This is a genomic window from Thermococcus aggregans (genome assembly GCF_024022995.1).
Lineage (GTDB): Archaea > Methanobacteriota_B > Thermococci > Thermococcales > Thermococcaceae > Thermococcus_A > Thermococcus_A aggregans.
Genome location: NZ_CP099582.1, coordinates 162827 through 181728, shown reverse-complemented (window position 1 = coordinate 181728; position 18902 = coordinate 162827). Strand labels below are relative to the sequence as shown.

General features: G+C 42.6%; 21 protein-coding genes and 1 tRNA gene. 21 read left to right on the top strand and 1 reads right to left on the bottom strand.

The window, feature by feature from the left end:
- Window positions 1-5: 5 nt before the first annotated feature.
- From NF865_RS01060 to NF865_RS01005, 12 genes are all read left to right on the top strand, one after another.
- Entirely contained in the window at window positions 6-413 is a 408-nt protein-coding gene (locus NF865_RS01060; protein ID WP_004068747.1) for a 30S ribosomal protein S9, read from the top strand.
- A 48-nt stretch (window positions 414-461) separates the two neighbouring features.
- Window positions 462-659 (top strand): DNA-directed RNA polymerase subunit N, encoded by a 198-nt coding sequence (locus tag NF865_RS01055; protein WP_055282415.1) that lies wholly within the window; start codon window positions 462-464, stop codon window positions 657-659.
- Window positions 660-679: 20 nt separating this feature from the next.
- Window positions 680-757 (top strand) — tRNA-Pro (locus NF865_RS01050).
- Between the two features lie 21 nt (window positions 758-778).
- On the top strand, window positions 779-952 hold the full coding sequence (locus NF865_RS01045; RefSeq protein WP_253304789.1) for a DNA-directed RNA polymerase subunit K: 174 nt from the start codon (window positions 779-781) through the stop codon (window positions 950-952).
- A gap of 6 nt (window positions 953-958) precedes the next feature.
- Entirely contained in the window at window positions 959-1984 is a 1026-nt protein-coding gene (locus NF865_RS01040) for a hypothetical protein (RefSeq protein WP_253304788.1), read from the top strand.
- A 7-nt stretch (window positions 1985-1991) separates the two neighbouring features.
- Window positions 1992-2597 (top strand): 30S ribosomal protein S2, encoded by a 606-nt coding sequence (gene rpsB, locus NF865_RS01035; RefSeq protein ID WP_253304787.1) that lies wholly within the window; start codon window positions 1992-1994, stop codon window positions 2595-2597.
- Between the two features lie 79 nt (window positions 2598-2676).
- Window positions 2677-3285 carry a nitroreductase family protein gene (locus NF865_RS01030; protein WP_253304786.1) on the top strand — a complete coding sequence of 203 codons (609 nt, stop codon included), beginning with the start codon at window positions 2677-2679 and terminating at the stop codon, window positions 3283-3285.
- Window positions 3286-3300: 15 nt separating this feature from the next.
- Complete coding sequence (gene thiI, locus NF865_RS01025) at window positions 3301-4449, top strand: tRNA uracil 4-sulfurtransferase ThiI (RefSeq protein WP_253305697.1); 1149 nt, start codon at window positions 3301-3303, stop codon at window positions 4447-4449.
- Window positions 4446-4976: a DUF998 domain-containing protein gene (locus tag NF865_RS01020; RefSeq protein WP_253304785.1), complete on the top strand. Its 531-nt coding sequence runs from the start codon at window positions 4446-4448 to the stop codon at window positions 4974-4976. Before thiI ends, NF865_RS01020 begins: the two co-directional genes overlap by 4 nt.
- On the top strand, window positions 4973-5566 hold the full coding sequence (locus NF865_RS01015) for an adenine nucleotide alpha hydrolase family protein (RefSeq protein WP_253304784.1): 594 nt from the start codon (window positions 4973-4975) through the stop codon (window positions 5564-5566). The genes NF865_RS01020 and NF865_RS01015 overlap by 4 nt, the downstream gene beginning before the upstream one ends.
- Before the next feature lie 165 nt (window positions 5567-5731).
- Entirely contained in the window at window positions 5732-6553 is an 822-nt protein-coding gene (locus tag NF865_RS01010) for a cysteine synthase family protein (protein WP_253304783.1), read from the top strand.
- Complete coding sequence (locus NF865_RS01005; RefSeq protein WP_253304782.1) at window positions 6550-6867, top strand: hypothetical protein; 318 nt, start codon at window positions 6550-6552, stop codon at window positions 6865-6867. Before NF865_RS01010 ends, NF865_RS01005 begins: the two co-directional genes overlap by 4 nt.
- Here the strand turns inward: NF865_RS01005 and NF865_RS01000 are convergent.
- Window positions 6851-7789: a carbohydrate kinase family protein gene (locus NF865_RS01000; protein WP_253304781.1), complete on the bottom strand. Its 939-nt coding sequence runs from the start codon at window positions 7787-7789 to the stop codon at window positions 6851-6853. The genes NF865_RS01005 and NF865_RS01000 overlap by 17 nt on opposite strands.
- 232 nt (window positions 7790-8021) lie before the next feature.
- On the opposite strand from NF865_RS01000, the gene NF865_RS00995 reads away from it, so the two are divergent.
- From NF865_RS00995 to NF865_RS00955, 9 genes are all read left to right on the top strand, one after another.
- Window positions 8022-9299: an ABC transporter substrate-binding protein gene (locus NF865_RS00995; RefSeq protein ID WP_253304780.1), complete on the top strand. Its 1278-nt coding sequence runs from the start codon at window positions 8022-8024 to the stop codon at window positions 9297-9299.
- A 12-nt stretch (window positions 9300-9311) separates the two neighbouring features.
- Window positions 9312-10193, top strand: a complete 882-nt coding sequence (locus NF865_RS00990; protein WP_253304779.1) for a carbohydrate ABC transporter permease — start codon at window positions 9312-9314, stop codon at window positions 10191-10193.
- Between the two features lie 2 nt (window positions 10194-10195).
- The gene (locus NF865_RS00985; RefSeq protein WP_253305696.1) at window positions 10196-11041 is read left to right on the top strand and encodes a carbohydrate ABC transporter permease; all 846 of its coding nucleotides are present in this window, start codon (window positions 10196-10198) and stop codon (window positions 11039-11041) included.
- A 14-nt stretch (window positions 11042-11055) separates the two neighbouring features.
- Window positions 11056-12294, top strand: a complete 1239-nt coding sequence (treT, locus tag NF865_RS00980) for a trehalose synthase (protein ID WP_253304778.1) — start codon at window positions 11056-11058, stop codon at window positions 12292-12294.
- A gap of 32 nt (window positions 12295-12326) precedes the next feature.
- Window positions 12327-13343 carry an HTH-type sugar-sensing transcriptional regulator TrmB gene (trmB, locus tag NF865_RS00975; protein ID WP_253304777.1) on the top strand — a complete coding sequence of 339 codons (1017 nt, stop codon included), beginning with the start codon at window positions 12327-12329 and terminating at the stop codon, window positions 13341-13343.
- A 5-nt stretch (window positions 13344-13348) separates the two neighbouring features.
- Window positions 13349-14467: an ABC transporter ATP-binding protein gene (locus NF865_RS00970; protein ID WP_253304776.1), complete on the top strand. Its 1119-nt coding sequence runs from the start codon at window positions 13349-13351 to the stop codon at window positions 14465-14467.
- Window positions 14468-14530: 63 nt separating this feature from the next.
- Window positions 14531-16015, top strand: a complete 1485-nt coding sequence (locus NF865_RS00965; RefSeq protein WP_253304775.1) for an L-fucose/L-arabinose isomerase family protein — start codon at window positions 14531-14533, stop codon at window positions 16013-16015.
- A 24-nt stretch (window positions 16016-16039) separates the two neighbouring features.
- On the top strand, window positions 16040-17953 hold the full coding sequence (locus tag NF865_RS00960; protein ID WP_253304774.1) for an amylo-alpha-1,6-glucosidase: 1914 nt from the start codon (window positions 16040-16042) through the stop codon (window positions 17951-17953).
- Window positions 17934-18893, top strand: coding sequence for a glycoside hydrolase family 130 protein (locus NF865_RS00955; protein ID WP_253304773.1), 960 nt, complete (start codon window positions 17934-17936; stop codon window positions 18891-18893). The genes NF865_RS00960 and NF865_RS00955 overlap by 20 nt, the downstream gene beginning before the upstream one ends.
- The last annotated feature ends 9 nt before the right edge of the window (window positions 18894-18902 follow it).

Sequence of the window (18902 nt, the reverse complement as noted above, 5' to 3'; positions counted from 1 at the left end):
TGATAATGAGGATAATCCAAACTGCAGGAAAGAGAAAAACCGCTATCGCGAGGGCCACTATAAGAGAGGGCAAAGGGAGAGTTAGGATTAACAGCAAGCCTGTTGAGATCATTGAACCGGAAATAGCCCGTTTCACGATAATGGAGCCATTGGTTCTTGCAGGCGAGGAAATAGTTAGCAAAGTCGACATCGATGTCAAAGTCGAAGGCGGAGGCTTCATGGGGCAGGCCGAGGCTGCAAGGGTTGCAATAGCGAGGGCGTTGGTGGAATGGACTGGGGATATGAACCTTAAAGAAAAGTTTATGAAGTATGACAGAACTATGCTCGTTGGCGACTCAAGAAGAACAGAACCACACAAGCCCAACCGCTCTACAAAGGGTCCAAGAGCAAAGAGACAAAAGAGTTACCGTTGATCTCCTTCAAACTTTCCTTAAAATTTAAAAACCAAAAAGGTGATTCGCTTGATAGTTCCCGTGAGATGTTTCACCTGTGGAAAGGTGATTGGAGATAAATACTACATATTCAAAGAGCGTGTTGAAAAAGGGGAAGATCCCGAGAAGGTGCTCGATGATCTCGGGCTTGAAAGGTACTGCTGCAGGAGAATGCTCCTCAGCCATGTCGAATTGATAGATGAGATAATGCACTACAGGGTATATTAAAAAACCACACTTCTTTAGGAGGGGCCGTGGGGTAGCTTGGTCTATCCTCCCGGCTTGGGGTGCCGGAGACCCGGGTTCAAATCCCGGCGGCCCCACCAAAATTTGCATGGGTGAGAAAAATGTTTAGATACACGAGATTTGAGAAGGCTCGTATAATAGGGGCAAGGGCATTACAAATAGCTATGGGGGCTCCTGTACTAATTGACATACCTGAAGGGGCCACACCTTTAGAGGCCGCAATGATGGAGTTTGAAAAGGGTGTAATCCCAATAACCGTCATAAGACCGAGTTGATGTGGGATGACAATAATAGAGAACATAGTGGGCAGAATTTCAATACTCAAAGGCGGGAAGTATTCAATTGAGGTTGATGTTATAACGACTTCCGGCTTTGGTAGGTTTGCCGCCCCTGTGGATGAGAATCCTTCCCTTTACATAGTGGAAGCTCACAGAGCAGTTAGTGAAGTTGATGAAATAATAGGTCCGGAACTTATTGGATTCGATTCTCAAGAGCAAGAACTCATAGATAGTTACCTCTGGGAAATAGACGGAACTGAAAACCTAAGTCACATAGGGGCGAACACTGCCTTGGCTGTTTCAGTTGCTGTGGCAAAAGCGGCTTCAAATGCCAAAAACATTTCCCTGTACAGCTATATAGGCGGAACCTTCACTACAGAGCTTCCAGTCCCAATACTAAGGTTTGCAGAGGATGAAACCTTTGAGTACCTTGTCTTGGTTAAGGATTTAATGGAGATCTCTGATGTAGTAGATGCAATGACAAAGATAAAGGAACATGCAAAGAACATTACTCTCCAAGATCTCTCAAAAGCTTCCGAAATAGCCGGAGACGAACTTGGTCTTGAGGTGTCTCTTGGAATAGTACAAAAGAAAGAGATGGATATCGAGGAAGTCCTGCAAAAAGTCGAGGATCACAACATTTCCTACATCAAGCCCTTAGGCGAGGAAGAGCTTTTCCTTGAATTAATAGCGGGAACAGAGGGAGTATTTGTTGATGGAGAATATCTTTTCAGAACGAAGGACATCCTGGATAGGAGATATTACAATGCACTTTCGATTAAACCAATCAACTTGGGCACTCTCACAGATCTTTACAATCTGGTCAATGACGTCAAATCTGAAAGAATAACTCCAATTTTGGCAGAAGCAAAGTACGAATCCGCTGATGATGCTCTACCCCACCTGGCGGTGGGGCTTAAGTGTCCAGCTATAATGCTCCATAAGAGCTCCATTGTTAAAATAAATGAGCTTATTAGGATAGCGGAAGATTTGGGTGAAAGAGGAAGAATAATAACATTTGAGGGGTGAAGAAAAAATGGAAGAGTATTTGGTTCCACTCGACCAATATTTGGCTGCAGGTGTTCACATTGGAACGCAGCAGAAAACAAAGGATATGAAGCGCTTCATATATAGGGTTAGGCAAGATGGCTTGTATGTGCTCGACGTAAGAAAAACCGACGAAAGACTCAGGGCTGCTGGAAAGTTCCTAGCAAAGTTCGATCCGGACAGAATATTGGCGGTAAGCGTAAGGCTCTATGGTCAAAAGCCAGTCAAGAAGTTTGGAGAAGTTACTGGAGCTAGGGCAATACCGGGTAGATTTTTACCTGGAACAATGACAAATCCCCGGGTTAAGAACTTCTTTGAGCCTGATGTTCTCATAGTGACAGATCCAAGGGCGGATCATCAAGCAATGAAAGAGGCAATAGAAATTGGAATCCCCATAGTGGCCTTAGTTGACACAGAGAACCTTTTGAGCTATGTTGACTTGGCAATCCCAACAAACAACAAGGGAAGAAAGGCCTTGGCTTTAATTTACTGGGTACTTGCAAGGGAAGTCCTCTTTAACAGGGGAGACATCAACAGCAGGGAAGACTTCAAGGTCCCCGTAGAAGAGTTCGAAATGAAGATAATCAGGGGATGAAGCTGCTTCTTTAGATTTCTTCTCTTTTCTCCTTAAAGTATATTAACCCGAATAAACAAAGGACGTTTTGGTGATGCGGATGGAACTAGATGAGGTGATCTTTAACAGAATATCCGTGAGGTATTACGAAGAGAGAAGCATTGAAGAAGAAAAACTCAAAGAGCTAATAAATTCTGCTATAAGAGCACCTACTGCAAGTGGTCTTGAAAACTGGTTGTTTGTGGCTTATAGAGATGAGAATCTCAGAAGGCGGATTCACGAGATGATATATGAGGCTCATGCAGAGTATTACCGTGCATACGGTTTGCCTGAGGAAAAAATAGAAAAACTGAAAACGAAGATATTTGAAAAAGGAATGTACAAAGCTCCGATTTATATTGGGGTTTTCATTGATAAGGAAACGCGCTTCTTGAAAGGAGAGGGGTACAAGGAAATTGAATTTCTGTGGAGCGTTGAAAGTGCTGCAATGGCGATAGAGAACCTTATGCTGAAGGCAGTAGAGCTTGGGTTGGGAACATGCTACATAGGAGTTACCAGCTTGGAGAAATACCAAAGAGAGCTTAGGAAAATGGCTGGACTTGATGAGAATTGGTACCTCGTCGGGTTAATCCCCATGGGATATCCTGCCGAGAAGATAATCCCCCGACCAAGGAGAAAATCTCTGGAAAAAGTTCTTAAAATAGTTTGAACTCGGTGGATGATAATGCTAAATGCCATAATAGTCAGATACGGCGAGATAGGCACAAAGTCTCCAAAAACGAGAAGGTGGTTTGAAAGCATTTTACTCAACAACATAAAAGAAGCACTCTTAAGTGAGGGCATAGAATACAAGAACGTCTTTGCAAAGCATGGCAGGATTATTGTAAAGACTAACAAAGCGGAAAAAAGCGTGGAAGTTCTCAAACGGGTTTTTGGCATAGTATCGCTTTCACCTGCTGCTGAGGTAGATGGAGAGCTGGACAAAATATATAAAACCTCCCTAAAGCTGTTTAGAAGAAAAATGAGGGCACTTGGATTGGAAAGGCCAAGATTCAGAGTAACTGCAAGGAGAATAACCAAGGAATTTCCCCTTAAAAGCCAAGAGCTGGCCGCTAAAGTTGGCGAGTACATATTAAAAAACGAAGAATGCAGGGTAGATTTGAAAAACTATGATATTGAGGTAGGAATTGAGCTAATGGAAGGGAAGGCATACATCCATGTTGATAAATTCCAGGGATTTGGCGGTCTTCCAGTAGGAACTCAAGGGAAGATCGTGGCTCTTTTAAGCGGGGGCATAGATTCTCCGGTTGCGGCTTTTCTGATGATGAAGCGGGGATGTGAAGTAATCCCCGTCCATATTTATGTTGGAGAGAAGACCCTTGAGAAGGTTCGGAGAATCTGGAATCAGCTCAAAAAGTATCACTATGGAGGTAAGAGTGACCTAATAGTTATTAAGCCACAAGAAAGAGAGAGGATCGTTCAAACGCTAAAACAGCTTAAAAAAGAGAATTATACATGCGTTTTCTGCAAGTATATGATGGTTAAAAAAGCTGACAAGATTGCGAGGGAATTCGGAGCAAAGGGGATTGTTATGGGAGACTCTTTGGGTCAAGTAGCTTCTCAAACGCTGGAAAACATGTATATAATAAGTCAAGCAAGTGATCTGCCAATTTATAGGCCGTTAGTGGGGATGGATAAGGAAGAGATAGTGGCAATCGCAAAGACTATTGGAACTTTTGAACTTTCAACACTACCAGAGGATGAGGTACCGTTTATTCCAAAGCATCTGGTAATAAGGGGTTCCTGGGAGGAGTTCAAAAAGCTTTACAAAGCAGTCTTTGGTGAAGAGCCGGGGAAAAGGGGATGTCAATGAAAAAGTGGGTTAGAGGTTTGGGACTTTCCTTTCCGTTTCTTACTTTTGGTGGCATCTTTATCGCCATCCACTTGAATCCTTGGTTTTCTCTAACAGAAAATGCTCTCAGTGATATGGGTTCCATTAAAAATCCTATAGGATATGCTTTCAATTCCTTGCTGGTTTTTCTTGGCTTTCTCGGAATGGTATTTGGTATTGAAATGTTAAAGGAGAAAAGAGTCACTATCCTCTTTTCTCTTGGCATGTTCTCTTTGTTGCTTGTAGGAGTATTTCCCGAAGAATATAAGCCCCATTCATTTTTTGCACTCTCCTTTTACATCTTGCTCTTTGCAGATATCTTTGTCTATGGCTTGAGGGCAAGGAGAAAAAAGAGGTTTGCTATCGTATGGCTTCTTGGCAGCCCGATAGTATTCATGATGATGCTTTATCTTACTACAATATTTGACGGACTTGCCATCCCGGAACTTGTGGGGGCTCTCTTCATAAACGCCTGGATAGTTTATCTAACTCTGGAGGTGGAAGAGTGAAGGCTGTTGCACTCTTGAGCTCTGGGATAGATTCGCCTGTGGCGATACACCTCATGCTCAAAAAAGGTTTTACGGTTTATCCGATTCACTTCATGCAGAGCGAGATTAATTATCAAAAAGTTAGGAGAATCTGGCTGAGACTTAAGGAACTTTACCCCGATAGGCTAGAAGAGCTGATTGTTGTTGATGCCCTTGAATACCAAAAACCTATCTTTGATAGGCTGATAAAGATGAAAAAAGAAAAGTGGATATGCATTTTTTGCAAACTCAGCATGTTCATGAAAGCCACGGAGATAGCAAAAGAAAAAGGCGCCATGGCGATAATCACTGGAGACTCTCTTGGCCAAGTTGCCTCTCAAACCCTTGATAACCTTCTAATAATAAGCCTTGCAACTGATCTACCGATACTCAGACCGCTTATAGCAATGGACAAAATAGAGATCGAGAGAATTGCAAAAGGTATAGGCACGTTTGAGATAAGTATAGAGCCTGAAGAAAGCTGTAATTTCGTGCCGAGGCATCCCATAATAAGAGGAGCCCTCGGCGAGTTCAAAAAGATTTACAGGGAAGTCTTTGGAAAAGAGTGTTGAATACACATTTTTGTATAAGATTGCCGCAAAAGAAACACTTATAAGCGCCGATTAAAAGGCCAATACGGTGATCAAAAATGAACGTGTTCAACAATCCACTCGAGCTCTTTGAAAAATTCAAACCAACTCCCCTGCTCAGGCTTTCACTTTCAGATGAAAGGAGGGATGTATTTTGCCAAGCTGGAGTTCTTTAACCCCTTCAGCAGGAGCATAAAGGACAGGACAGTTTTCAATATGCTCATGAAAGCCCTTGAGCGTGGGGACATCAACGGTGTTCGAAAAATTTTTGAAGCAACTTCTGGAAACGTTGGGATTTCTCTCGCGGCTCTCAGCAACGTTCTGGGAATAGGGTTTAGAGCATATCTGCCAAAGCCGACACCAAAGGCTACCCAAATCCTGCTCAAAGTACTCGGCGCGGAGGTAGTTATGACCGATTTTGAGACTATAGATCCTAATATGGTTGAGCACGTCGTCGAAGAAGCAAGGAAAGCTAGGGCAGCCAACCTCAATCAGTTCGAGAATGAAGACAATTTCGAGGCCCACTATCGCTTTACTGCCAGAGAAATAGACGAACAACTGAAAAGTATAGGCAAAAAGCCCGACCTTATAGTAGCAGGAATAGGCACTTCGGGCCACATAGGGGGAATAGCGAAATATTTCAAGGAACGCTACAACACAAAAGTTATTGGAGTAGTACCGGCCAAAGGCAAAAAGATACCGGGCATAAAAAGGCTCGAAACAAAGCCAAAATGGTTCTTTAAGGTGGAGATTGACGAAGTAATCGAGATTACCCAAAGAGAAGCAATCGAAGGATCAATACAGATAGCCAGAGAAGAGGGCCTTTTAATAGGTCTGAGTTCGGGCGCGGTGGTTAAAGCTTTTGAGAAAATCCGTGATAAATACCCCGGGACTGCAGTTTTGGTATTTCCAGACGATGGGTTTAAATACGTTGATGCATTTGAGAGATACTTGAGTGATGGTCAATGAAAATTGCCGTGTATCTGTTATTTCTCCAATCACTTTTCCTTTTGTATTATTCAGCCGGTGCTTTTGGGAGCGAAAGGTATATGTTGCTTATTTTTGGTCTTTTGAACTTCCTCCTCGCTTGGGGGATAGTTAGAGGCGAAAGAAGGGCTATAAAAATAACCATTGCATACAAAGGAGTAGACTTTTTCTTTGCACTCTTAATGCTGATGGCGGGGAATCTTTTTCAATCATTGAACGCTGCCATAGATTTGGCAATACTCCACGATTTAATTGGGCTTTTTGGTAAAAAAGAAGAACCTATGGAAGGAAGCTGAATCTTCTATACTTCAAAATTTCATCTAAGTTTGGCACACTCCATGCTCCCCGTTTCGTAGTTGAGAGCGCAGCCACCAAGTTTGCAAAACTCCCAAGTTCCTCCAGTTGTTCTTTGGAGAACTCTAATTTGTTCAGCTTGCCCATATACGAGAGAGAAGCCAAGAGGGCTGCCATAAAGGCATCTCCAGCTCCGGTGGTATCTACAGGCTTAACCTTAAATGAGGGAACATTAACGCTTATATCCTTGTGGATAATTGTACTTCCTTTAGCGCCTTTTGTTATTGCCATGAGATCAAATCTGAAGTCTTCGAGTGTTATTCCGTTTTTGTCGAGGTAGCTTAATTCCTCATCTCCGATTTTTACTATATCTGCAAGCCTGAGAGCCTCTTCTATATCCCTGAGCATTTCTCCCTCTTTTTCTCTCCACAGGTCAAGCCTGATGTTGACATCATAGCTAAGAGGAATTTTTCCTTTAACTTTTCTAAGAACGTCAAAGACGGTTGATCTGCTTGGTTCCCTCGCAAAGAGAACGCTTCCAAAATGTAGAAGCTCAGCATCTTTTGTAAAATCCCATTCTATCTCTTCTTTCTTTAAGTTAAAGTATGCCACACCATCGTACAATATAAATTCGGGCTTTGCCCCTATAAGCTGGACAAAAACTATTCCCGTGTGTTTGTTTACGTCCTTTACTATGTATTTCGTTTCAACCCCTTCTTTTTTGAGTGCCTCTATGAGAAATTCACCAAAGGGATCGGCACCGACTTTGCTTATCAATCCGCTTTTTATCCCGAGCTTCCTCAAGCCAACAACAACATTCGCTGGAGCACCGCCAGGATGCTTTTCAAACTCTTTAACGTTTTTCAGTTTTCCTTCTTCTTTTGCAATAAAGTCTATTAGGACCTCTCCTATTGCGTAGATCATTGTGACCCCCTAGGGACTAGTGTAAGGAGAACTTAAAGTTTTGCTCTAAGGGTGTTTATACTTAAAGTAAACAGTTAACGTGGCTATAATTATACTGTAGGTTTTGAATTAAAATCGGCAATTAACATTCTGCTTAGGCTTGATAAAGTATTATAATTATTGAAAAATCTGATTTTTTCATCCGTAAAATATATATACTTTTAGTATATACAAGGGATTGAGGTGTCTCCATATGGATGTCAAGAAGGTACTGCTTGGTTTGTTTTTAGTTGGAGTTTTGGGCATTGCGGTAGTGGCGAGCGGATGCATTGGAGGTCAACAGACCGCTACTCCAACAACGGTTACGCAAAAAGAGACCGTTACAGAAACAAAGCCCGTAGAACAGGTTACTTTAAAAGTAATAGGCCCATGGTCCGGGGCAGAGCTCGATGCTTTTATGGAAGTTATCAAGGCCTTTGAGGCTCAACATCCAAACATAAAGGTGGAATACAAAACATACAGGGCTGAAGACCTTTCGACGATTCTGCCTCTTCAGTTTGAGTCGGGGGACACTCCAGCCGATGTCATAGCAATGTGGGGATGGTTCATAGCGGAGATGGGTCAGAAAGGTCATTTGATGGAGTTTAATGAGGTAATAAACCCCGACGAATACGTTCCTGGAATTCTAGACACAGTTACTGCGGATGGAAAAATTTATGGTGTTCCATTTACAGCAGCGGCCAAGCCAGGGTTCTGGTATAGAAAGTCATTCTTCGAGAAACATGGCCTAAAGCCCCCAGAAACCTGGGATGAGTTCGTGGCGTTGCTCGAAAAGATAAAGCAAATACCAGGGGTTAAAGCTCCAATCGTTAGCGGCGATAGCGTAGGATGGCCACTTTCTGATGTAACTGAACACTTCATTCTGACCTTCGGAGGAAAAGACCTTCAGCTCAAGCTTATAAACGGAGAGGTTAAGTGGGAAGATCCACAGGTGAGAAGCATATTTGAGCAAAGGCTTGTACCACTTCTAAAAGCTGGCTACTTCAGCGATCCAATAGAATGGACATCTGCGGTGGATCTATGGTGGAAGGGAGACTATGCATTGTACTTCATGGGTACCTGGATAACCGGAATGGTTGATGATCCCACAGATCTAGGCTTAATTTCACTACCGGGAGTCAAAGCAATGGTTCTTGCTCCAGATTACTTCATGGTGCCCAAGTACACAAGCCATCCAAAAGAAGCCATGGAGCTTGCCAAATTCTTGGCAACGGAAGGACAGAGAATTCACGTGGGTACCAAGTCAGGAAAGCTGGCAACATGGAAGAAGGTATCCATTGACGACTACTGGGAGCCCATGAAGGATGTTGCAAAGGTCGTGGCCAATGTGGAATCAGCACCGGATCTCGATGATAGTATTGGAGGAGAATGGCAGAAGACTTTCTGGGATCAACTAAAGCTCTTGTGGGTACAGCCAAATAGATTAGACGATGTTTTGAGTACACTGGACGCCAAGTTTCCAAAGAAGTGAAGGGGGGTCTTAATGAGGAGGCCTAAATCTTTAACTCCCCTTTTTTTCCTTTTACCGGCGCTTGTCTTAATGGTTCCCTTTGTAATATACCCGGTGTTCAAAACAATATACCTGAGCTTCTTCCTTGATGGAAAGTTTGTTGGTTTGGAGAACTACAAAGAGGTTCTGCTGAGCCCCGATATAGTAAACCTCGACAGATTTCCGACTAAATCTCCCCCATGGGGAGCTTTAATTCATAACATAGTATGGATAGCCATTCATCTTCCTGCTACTGTGTTTTTAGGCTTGGGAATCGCCCTTCTTTTAAGACGGGAGGAGGTTAAGGGGAGTTCTATAGTCAAGTCTATAATCTTCCTGGGTATGGTAATCCCGATGATCGTTGGAGGTTTGATAATTCGCTTTCTTTTTGAAGAAGGAGCAGGGGTAATCCCCGCAATTTTTAAGTTGCTTGGCATTGAGAGACTCGCAATTACTTGGACAGCGTATCCCGAAACTGCACTCTTTGCTGCAATTTTGGGATCAATTTGGATATGGACCGGCTTCAGCATGTTGATGTACTCGGCAGGCTTGGCTTCTATACCCAAGGACTATTACGAGGCCGCTTTGATAGACGGTGCCAACAAGTTTCAGATCTTCAAAAACGTGACCTGGCCCCTCTTGAAACCAATTACCGTTGTTGTAGTGGCAATGACTCTGCTCTGGGATCTCAAAATCTTCGATGTTGTATATGTAGCAACCGGCGGTGGTCCAGGAGGAGCTTCAATGGTTCTTGCGCTTCAAATGTGGGACTACTTTGCAAGAGCCCTCAACTACAACTATGCCGCTGTAGTGGCCGTGCTTTTGACTGCATTAACTCTCATACCTGCCCTATGGTTGATTAGGAGGAGGGAGTGATAATGGCTATACCAAGGTATAAACTTAGAAAGTACATCGTTTCGAACGCACTCGCGTGGATTATAGGAATAATATGGCTGATACCTTTTATAGGAGTCCTTATGGCCTCAATAAGACCGTATGAAGAGATCGTAAGTGGATGGTGGCATTTTCATCCCTTTACAATAACTTTGAAAAACTACATAAATGCCTTTAATCATCCCATGTTCCCCATAAGTCAGGGATTAAAGAACTCCTTAATAATTGCAATCCCCTCCACAATTGTTCCTTTGATAGTCGCCGCATTAGCTGCCTATGCCTTTGCCAGATACAGCTTCCCAATAAGGCACTATCTCTTTGCGTTTATAGTGTTCCTAATGGCTCTCCCACAGCAGATGACAGTAGTTCCTCTGTACTTTCTTTTGAGAAATCTTCATATGTTAAACACATTCAGGGGTCTAATAACGGTTCATTCGGCATGGGGTTTAGCGTGGATCATCTTCTTTATGCGGAACTATTTCTCAATGCTCCCAACGGACGTCGAGGAAGCCGCAAGAATAGACGGAGCCACTGATTTCCAGATATTTTACAAGATCGTCCTGCCAATGGCGCTACCGGGGTTAATCTCAGCTGCAATACTCCAGTTTACTTGGGTGTGGAGTGACTTCTTCCTAGCATTGGTATTTCTGCAAAATCCGGAGAAATACGTTGCTACCCAAAGACTTCCTTTGCTTAGGGGGCAGTATTTTGTTGATTGGGGCATACTAACTGCAGCTTCCATCATGGTAATGGTTGTTCCATTGCTTGTCTATGCTCTCTTCCAGAAGTACTATATAAGCGGTATGATAGGCTGGTCAACCGAGAAATAATGGGAGGTATGAAGATGTATGAGGTAACGAAGTTTGGTGGGGAAGGTAAAAAGCTTGAAGACTACAGAAAAATAATAGGGGAAGGAGCCTTGGAAACTATTAAAGAAAAGGCAGAGAATCTGAAAGGTAAGAGCTTTACCCATGTAAACTCCACCTCCTTTGGCGGAGGTGTTGCCGAAATTTTGCACAATCTTGTCCCTCTGATGAGGGATGTTGGAATAGACGCAAGATGGTTTGTGATTGAAGGAACAAATGAATTTTTCAATGTTACAAAGAGCTTCCACAATGCTCTTCAGGGAAACAAGGAGCTTAGGTTAACTGAAGAAATGAAAGAACTCTATTTGAAAACAAACAAGAAAAACGCTGAGGACTTTGATTTGAGCTCGTTCGATTACGTCTTGATACACGATCCTCAACCGGCACCCCTTATAGAGTTTTATGAGAAAAAGCAACCTTGGATTTGGAGATGTCACATCGACCTAAGCGATCCAAACCTGGAGTTCTGGAAGTTTCTGAGGCAGTTTGTCGAGAAGTATGATGGATATATTTTCCATATGGAGGAGTATGTGCAGAATGACCTTAATAAAAGCAAAGTGGTTATAATGCCCCCTTCCATTGATCCTCTTAGTGAAAAAAACAGAGAACTGAGTGAGAGCGAAATTTTAAAAATCTTAGAAAGGTTTGACGTGGATCCAGAGAGACCAATAATAACACAGGTGTCTCGTTTTGATCCATGGAAAGGAATTTTTGATGTTATAGATGTCTACAGAAAAGTCAAGGAGAGAATACCAGAGGTTCAACTCTTGCTAGTTGGTGTAATGGCCCATGATGATCCTGAAGGCTGGATATACTTCGAGAAAACCCTAAGAAAAATCGGAGAGGACTATGACGTTAAAGTGCTCACAAATCTCACCGGAGTTCATGCAAGAGAGGTAAATGCCTTCCAAAGGGCAAGTGACGTAGTTCTTCAGATGTCCATTAAGGAGGGGTTTGGATTAACCGTTACCGAAGCAATGTGGAAAGAAAAGCCGGTGGTAGGGAGAGCCGTAGGAGGAATAAGACTTCAGATAGTGGACGGAAAAACAGGATTCTTAGTGAAAGATGTCAGTGAGGCCGTTGAGAAAACACTCTATCTCCTTGAGCACAAAGACATGGCACAGAAAATGGGTAAAAATGCCAAAGAAAGGGTTAAAGAGAATTTCATAATAACAAAACATCTTGAGAGGTATCTCGATTTGCTGAATTCTTTTTAAATCCCTCTTCAATATATTTTTAGGTGACAATAATGGAGATTCCTCCGGAAATTTCACACGCTTTGAGTGAGATTGGGTTTACAAAGTATGAAATTCTTACTTACTGGACCCTCTTAGTTTACGGCCCCAGCACTGCTAAGGAGATCTCTACAAAAAGCGGAATTCCATACAACAGGGTCTATGATACAATATCCTCTTTAAAACTTAGAGGGTTTGTAACTGAAATTGACGGAACACCGAAGGTATACGCTGCTTACTCACCAAGGATAGCATTTTTCAGGTTCAAAAAAGAACTTGAGGACATAATGAACAAGCTCGAAATTGAGCTTAAGAATGTAAAAAAGGAAGAACAGAGACCTGCAATATGGAGAAGCAGAAGTTTTGATGAAGCCCTTGAGATGTTCAGGGAGTCGCTGTATTCCGCTAAAAACGAAGTGATAGTAGTTACTCCAAGCGAATTTTTCGAAACGATAAAGGAAGACTTAATAAAAACTCTTCAGAGAGGCGTGACAGTGTCTCTTTACATCGACAAAATATCGGATCTATCGGAGTTTAGAGGGAAAGGAAATTTCTTTGCCAGGCAGTTCTACAAGCTGAACCACTTAATAGGCATGACCGATGGAAAGGAGGTCGTTACAGTCCAGAATGTAAGCTTTAGGCAATCTTCTCCACCCAGTTTCAAAGCAACGTATCCTGAAATAATATTCTCACAATACAGTCTTATAATAGAGATATTCAAAGAATCTTCTTTGGAGGTGGAGGATATAACAAATCCACAGAACATCAGATTTTTTGCTATGTTTCATGCAGCGGACTTTGTAAAGAGACATATCAATAATGGGACACTCATAGCAGAGGTCGTTGGAAGGAACATCAAAACTGGTGAAATCGAGAAAATCCATGGCAATGTAGTGGGATATACTCTCTCATTTAAGGAAGCTGTTAATAATATTCATCTCGAAACGGAAAAGGGAGTTGTAAAGATTGGAGGTATGTTCGCGGTTATTGAGGATTACGAAAGTACTGACATAAAGTTTGTTATGGGGTGATTTGTATGGTTGGTGTTAGGCTTGTGGGTGTTTGGAAGGAGTTTGGTGGGGTTGTTGCGGTTAGGGATATGAGTTTGGAAGTTAAGGATGGGGAGTTTATGATTTTGCTTGGGCCTAGTGGTTGTGGTAAGACAACGACTCTCAGAATGATTGCTGGTCTTGAGGAGCCAACAAAAGGCCAGATTTACATTGGTGACAAACTCGTCGCTGACCCAGAGAAGGGAGTTTTCGCCCCACCAAAGGACAGGGATATTGCTATGGTTTTTCAGAGTTATGCATTGTACCCTCACATGACTGTTTATGATAACATTGCCTTCCCGTTGAAGCTGAGGAAAGTTCCGAAGCAGGAAATCGACCAGAGGGTCAGGGAGGTTGCGGAGTTACTTGGTTTGACGGAGTTGCTCAAGAGGAAACCCAGAGAGCTTTCTGGTGGGCAGAGGCAGCGTGTTGCTTTGGGTAGGGCGATTGTTAGGAAGCCTCAAGTGTTTCTGATGGATGAGCCGTTGAGTAATTTGGATGCTAAACTTAGGGTTAGGATGCGTGCTGAGCTTAAGAAACTGCAGAGGCAGTTGGGGGTTACTACGATTTATGTGACGCATGATCAGGTTGAGGCTATGACGATGGGTGATAGGGTTGCTGTGATTAATGCTGGTGTTCTCCAGCAGGTTGGTTCGCCGGATGAGGTTTATGATAGGCCGGCGAATGTGTTTGTTGCTGGTTTTATTGGTTCGCCGCCGATGAATTTTTTGGATGCGAGTGTTGGGGAGGATGGTTTTGTGGATTTTGGGGAGTTCAGGCTTAAGCTCCTGCCGGATCAGGTAGAGGTTCTTAGGGAGGAGAACTTGATTGGGGGGGAGGTGGTGTTTGGTATTAGGCCGGAGGATGTTTATGATGCGGTGTTTGCTCAGGTGAGGGTTCCTGGGGAGAATGTGGTTAGGGCTGTGGTGGATATTGTTGAGAATTTGGGGAGTGAGAGGATTGTGTATTTGAGGGTTGGTGGTGTTGGTTTTGTTGGGGCTTTTAAGGCTGAGTCGAGGGTTAGGGAGGGGCAGGAAGTTGAGGTTGTTTTTGATATGAAGAAAATCCACATCTTCGACAAAAACACCGGAAAAGCAATATTCTAACCCCCCTCCCTTCCTTAAATTTTAAAAGTAATTCATGCATAACGAAGGTTAAGGTGATGTAATGTGCTAGCTCTTATAACTTTCACAGATCCAAGAAAAACCGCCCTTTCAATAGAGAGGGAAAAAGCCCTTTTGGAAAAGCATAAAAGACTTCTACAGGAACTGGAATCATCTAAACTAAAAGTTTTTGACATCAATGGGGCCCTTGGAAAATACGAAGCCCTCGAAAAAGGGGGAAACTTTGGAGTGGATGATAAGGAGGAAGTTATCAAAGCATCCAGATTGATTGGATCCAGAGACGTAAGTGGGATCATTCTCGGCCTGTGGCACTGGACGGAGAGCAACTTAGTAACGCTATTGGCAAAAGAAACCAACAAACCTCTACTTCTTTACGCTGATGATGATCCGGCATGGGCAGGCAGTACATGTATAACTTCTGTTGGCGCTTCCCTTTGGGAAAGCTCTGTAAACTATCATGCCTTGCATCATGTGAGGCTTAAGGGAGACCTTGAGAAAGTAAAAGCATGGGCAAGGGCTGCAGAGGCAGTATCAAAGCTTTCCAAAAAATCCCTGCTCCTATGGGGAGCTCCCTATACGCTTGGAATGGAGCATTTGATGGATGATCTTCCGAGACTAAAGAGGTTTATAGGAGATTTCCTAATACTTGATCAGTATATCATAATAAAGAAAGCAGATTTCATGATTAGCGATGAAAAAGAGCGTATCCGGGTTGAAAAGTTCTTTGAGTGGTTGAATGAGAAGACTAAAATTAATTATGACAATAGCATGCTCACTCCGGAAGTTTTAAGGAGGCAGATTGCAATATACCTTGCTGCAAAGGATATCTGGAAGAAATATGAAAAAGAAACAGCGGCCGTTTCAATTAAATGCCAGCCGGAGCTTAGTGAAATCTATGGGGTAACAGCATGTCTAATTCCGGCTCTCTTTCCATTTAACGCCGATGCAAAAGGAGAAAAGCCCATTGTGCCAGCTACTTGTGAAGGAGACGTAAAGGGAACGATAAGCTCCGCCTTACTCTTTTATTTAAGCGGAAAACCCCCACTTTTTGGTGACATAAAATACGTTGACGATGAGCTTATCCTGATAGCAAACTGCGGTGCTTCCTCCCTTTACTACGCAAAACTCAGTGAAAATCCGGAGGAAAACCTCAAAGAAACAACCATCCAGGGGCAATGTCAAGGAAAGAGCGGAGGGGCGTTAACATATAGAACCCCAAAAACTGAGCTCACTGTTGCAAGGCTTATAAGAAGAGGAGGAGACTACTATCTCCTATATTTCCTTGCAGAGGGAGTTGAGATCACTGAAGATATTGAATTCAAGCTAAAATGGGGCAAACAATGGCCTCACACAGCAATAAAGAACCCTCTTGATAAGGAGAGGTTCCTTAATGTAATGGGAGCAAATCATCTCTCAGCAGTTCCTGGCGATTTCACGGAGGAAATTAAGTTCGTAGCAAGAATGTGGGGAGTTAAGGCGATAAATCTAAGAAAAAAAGAGGAAGTTGATGAATTTCTGGATTCTCTTTAATTTTAACTCTTTGGAGGTAGGGAGATGTCAGTTATCCTCTCTTATAACGGAGCTTTTGCGGTTACAAGACAGAATGGAGATATGAAGGATAATTACGATGGATTTTATATCTTTGATACACGCTTTCTGAAAGGGGTGAAGCTTAAGTTGGATAAGGACAGCATTCTCGTAGGAAGTTCTCAAGATGGTCCAAGAAGGGCATATTCTCATTTTTCCATAGGTGATGATGTAGTTCTGCTGAGAAAGCGGGAAATAAAAGATAACTGGACATACAGGGAAGAGCTTCAATTCTACAACACCTCACGGAGAAAAATAAACCTTAGAGTAGAGTACATCTTTAAAGTTCCTATTGAGGATATTTTTGAAGTTAGAAAGTTTGGAGGACAGAAGATTAGACGTAGGATCAAAAGCTTCCTTGGAGAAGAAGGCGAGTATTCCTATACCGGAAAAGATAAGATCAGGAGAAATTTGAGAATCAAAACAAACATGAAAATTGAGAAGGGGTTGGCATTTGCTGAGATCACTTTGGAACCCCTTGAGAAGGAGATCCTTTATCTTGAATTCATTCCTCAGATTTCGAAAGAGGGGCTTGAGGTATTTTTGACAGAAAAACCTCTTGTACTCCCAAACGTTATCTCAACGAACTTAACATGGCTTGAGATGGTTTTTGAGAGGGCCATTGAGGATCTAACCGCTTTAACAGCATACACAAACTATGGAATGGTTCCGTTTGCTGGCATTCCTTATTATGCATGCCCCTTCGGAAGGGACAGCATTATAACCTCTTGGTTTCTGCTTCCATATTATCCGCAGTATGCCGAAGGCACACTAAGGTTCTTTGCTAAAATCCAGGGAAAGAAATTTAACCCTGTAAACGAAGAAGAGCCTGGCAAGATCCCTCACGAATTTAGATTTGGTGAGCTGTCTCATTCAAGAAAGATGCCCTTTGCCCCTTATTATGGAACAGTAGATGCAACTCCCCTTTACGTTATTTTAGCCGCCGAGTATCTTCGGTGGACGGGTGATAGGAGATTAATAGAAGAGCTCAAGCCCAATCTGACTGCTGCTGTAGAATGGATTTTGAGAAGGCTCAGGGAAGGAGGGGGATACATAAGGTATGAAGGGGGTCTCTTGGTTAATCAAGGGTGGAAGGATTCAAAGGAAGGTATTCCAACCGAAGAGGGCACTCCCACAAAGCCTCCCGTTGCCCTAGTGGAAGTACAGGGATATGCTTATAAGGCCCTTGTGGATGCCGCTTCACTTAACTTAACTTCACTGAATCCAAAAATGCTTGAAAAAGAGGCAAAGGCCTTAAAGAGACGTTTTAATAGGGATTTCTGGTGTAATGGCTTTTATGCGCTTGCCTTGGATGGGGATAACGTTCCTTCTAAGGTAGTTTCTTCCAACATGGGACATCTTTTATTTACAGGGATAGCTGAACATCAAAAAGAAATAGCAGAGAGATTGTTTGAGGAGGATATGTTCTCTGGGTGGGGGATTAGAACACTTAGCTCAAATGAAAAAGCCTACAACCCATTCAGCTATCACAATGGCAGTATATGGCCCCATGACAATGCAGTGATAGCTCTTGGACTTGCATCAATTGGAGAAAAAGAAAAGGCAAAAACACTTTCAGAGGCAATATTCAAAGCTGCAAAGTCCCTTCCAAACTCTCAGCTTCCTGAACTCTACAGTGGTCTTGAAAGCGAATACCCGCTCTTATGTCCCAGAGCAAATGCCCCGCAGGCCTGGAGTGCCGCAAGTGTATTTGCATTTCTCACGGCTCTACTAGGTCCTAAAGTTGAAAAAGAATTAGCCCTTTCTCCACTATTGTCCGAAAACCTTGGAGTTTCCATGTTGATTAGGTTTAGGGGGAAGCCATACTTAATTGAAGCTCAAAACGGGGAGGTTGTTAGGTTTGAAGAGCGAAATATTTGAGAAGATTATCAGAATAGAGGGCAGTAAAATCAATATAAAGCCTCCAAAAAAGATCCCTCAACCCATTTTATCCCCATCAAGGGAAGGGTTTGATTCAAGAAATATTTACAATCCTGCAGTTGTTAAAGAGAAGGGCAGAATAGTTATGCTTTACAGGGCAGAATCCAAAAAGGATAATCTAACTGGTAGAATTGGACTTGCAATAAGCTATGATGGCATCAATTTCTTTAGACATCCAGAACCGGTGATAGAGCCAGAATACTCCTGGGAAAGTGTTGGCGTTGAGGATCCGAGAGTAGTAAAGGTCGGTAAAACATATTACATGACGTACACAGGTTATGATGGCAAGACTGCAAGATTGTGTTTGGCAACTTCAAAAAATATGCTGACATGGAAAAAGCATGGCCCGATTTTTGAAGATTTTGAATATGAGAAAAACAATATTAGGGGGTGGACAAAAAGCGGGGCAATTTTACCAAAAAAACTTGAAAAAGGCAACTTTAAGGGAAATTACTTAATGTATTTCGGCGACTCAAATATCTGGATAGCAGTTTCGAGGGACTTGATAAACTGGGAGTATATAAAGGAGCCAGTACTATCTCCGAGAGGAGGGTACTTTGATAACGTTTTAGTCGAACCAGGTCCTCCCTTGTTCGAGATTAGTAGTGGAATAACTTTAATTTACAACAGCGCTGGTAGATATAAGGATGGACTAAAATACAAAGTGGGAGTTGCGATTTTCGATAAAAACTCCCCAAATAGGCTTATTGCAAGAACTGAAAACCCAATAATGGTTCCGGAGTATGAATGGGAGCTCTATGGACATGTTAACAACGTCGTCTTTGTTGAAAGCATGGTAGAGCACGAGAACAAACTCCTCCTGTATTACGGTGGGGCAGACAGATATATCGGTCTGGCATACTGGACAACAGACTTATAAAACAATAAA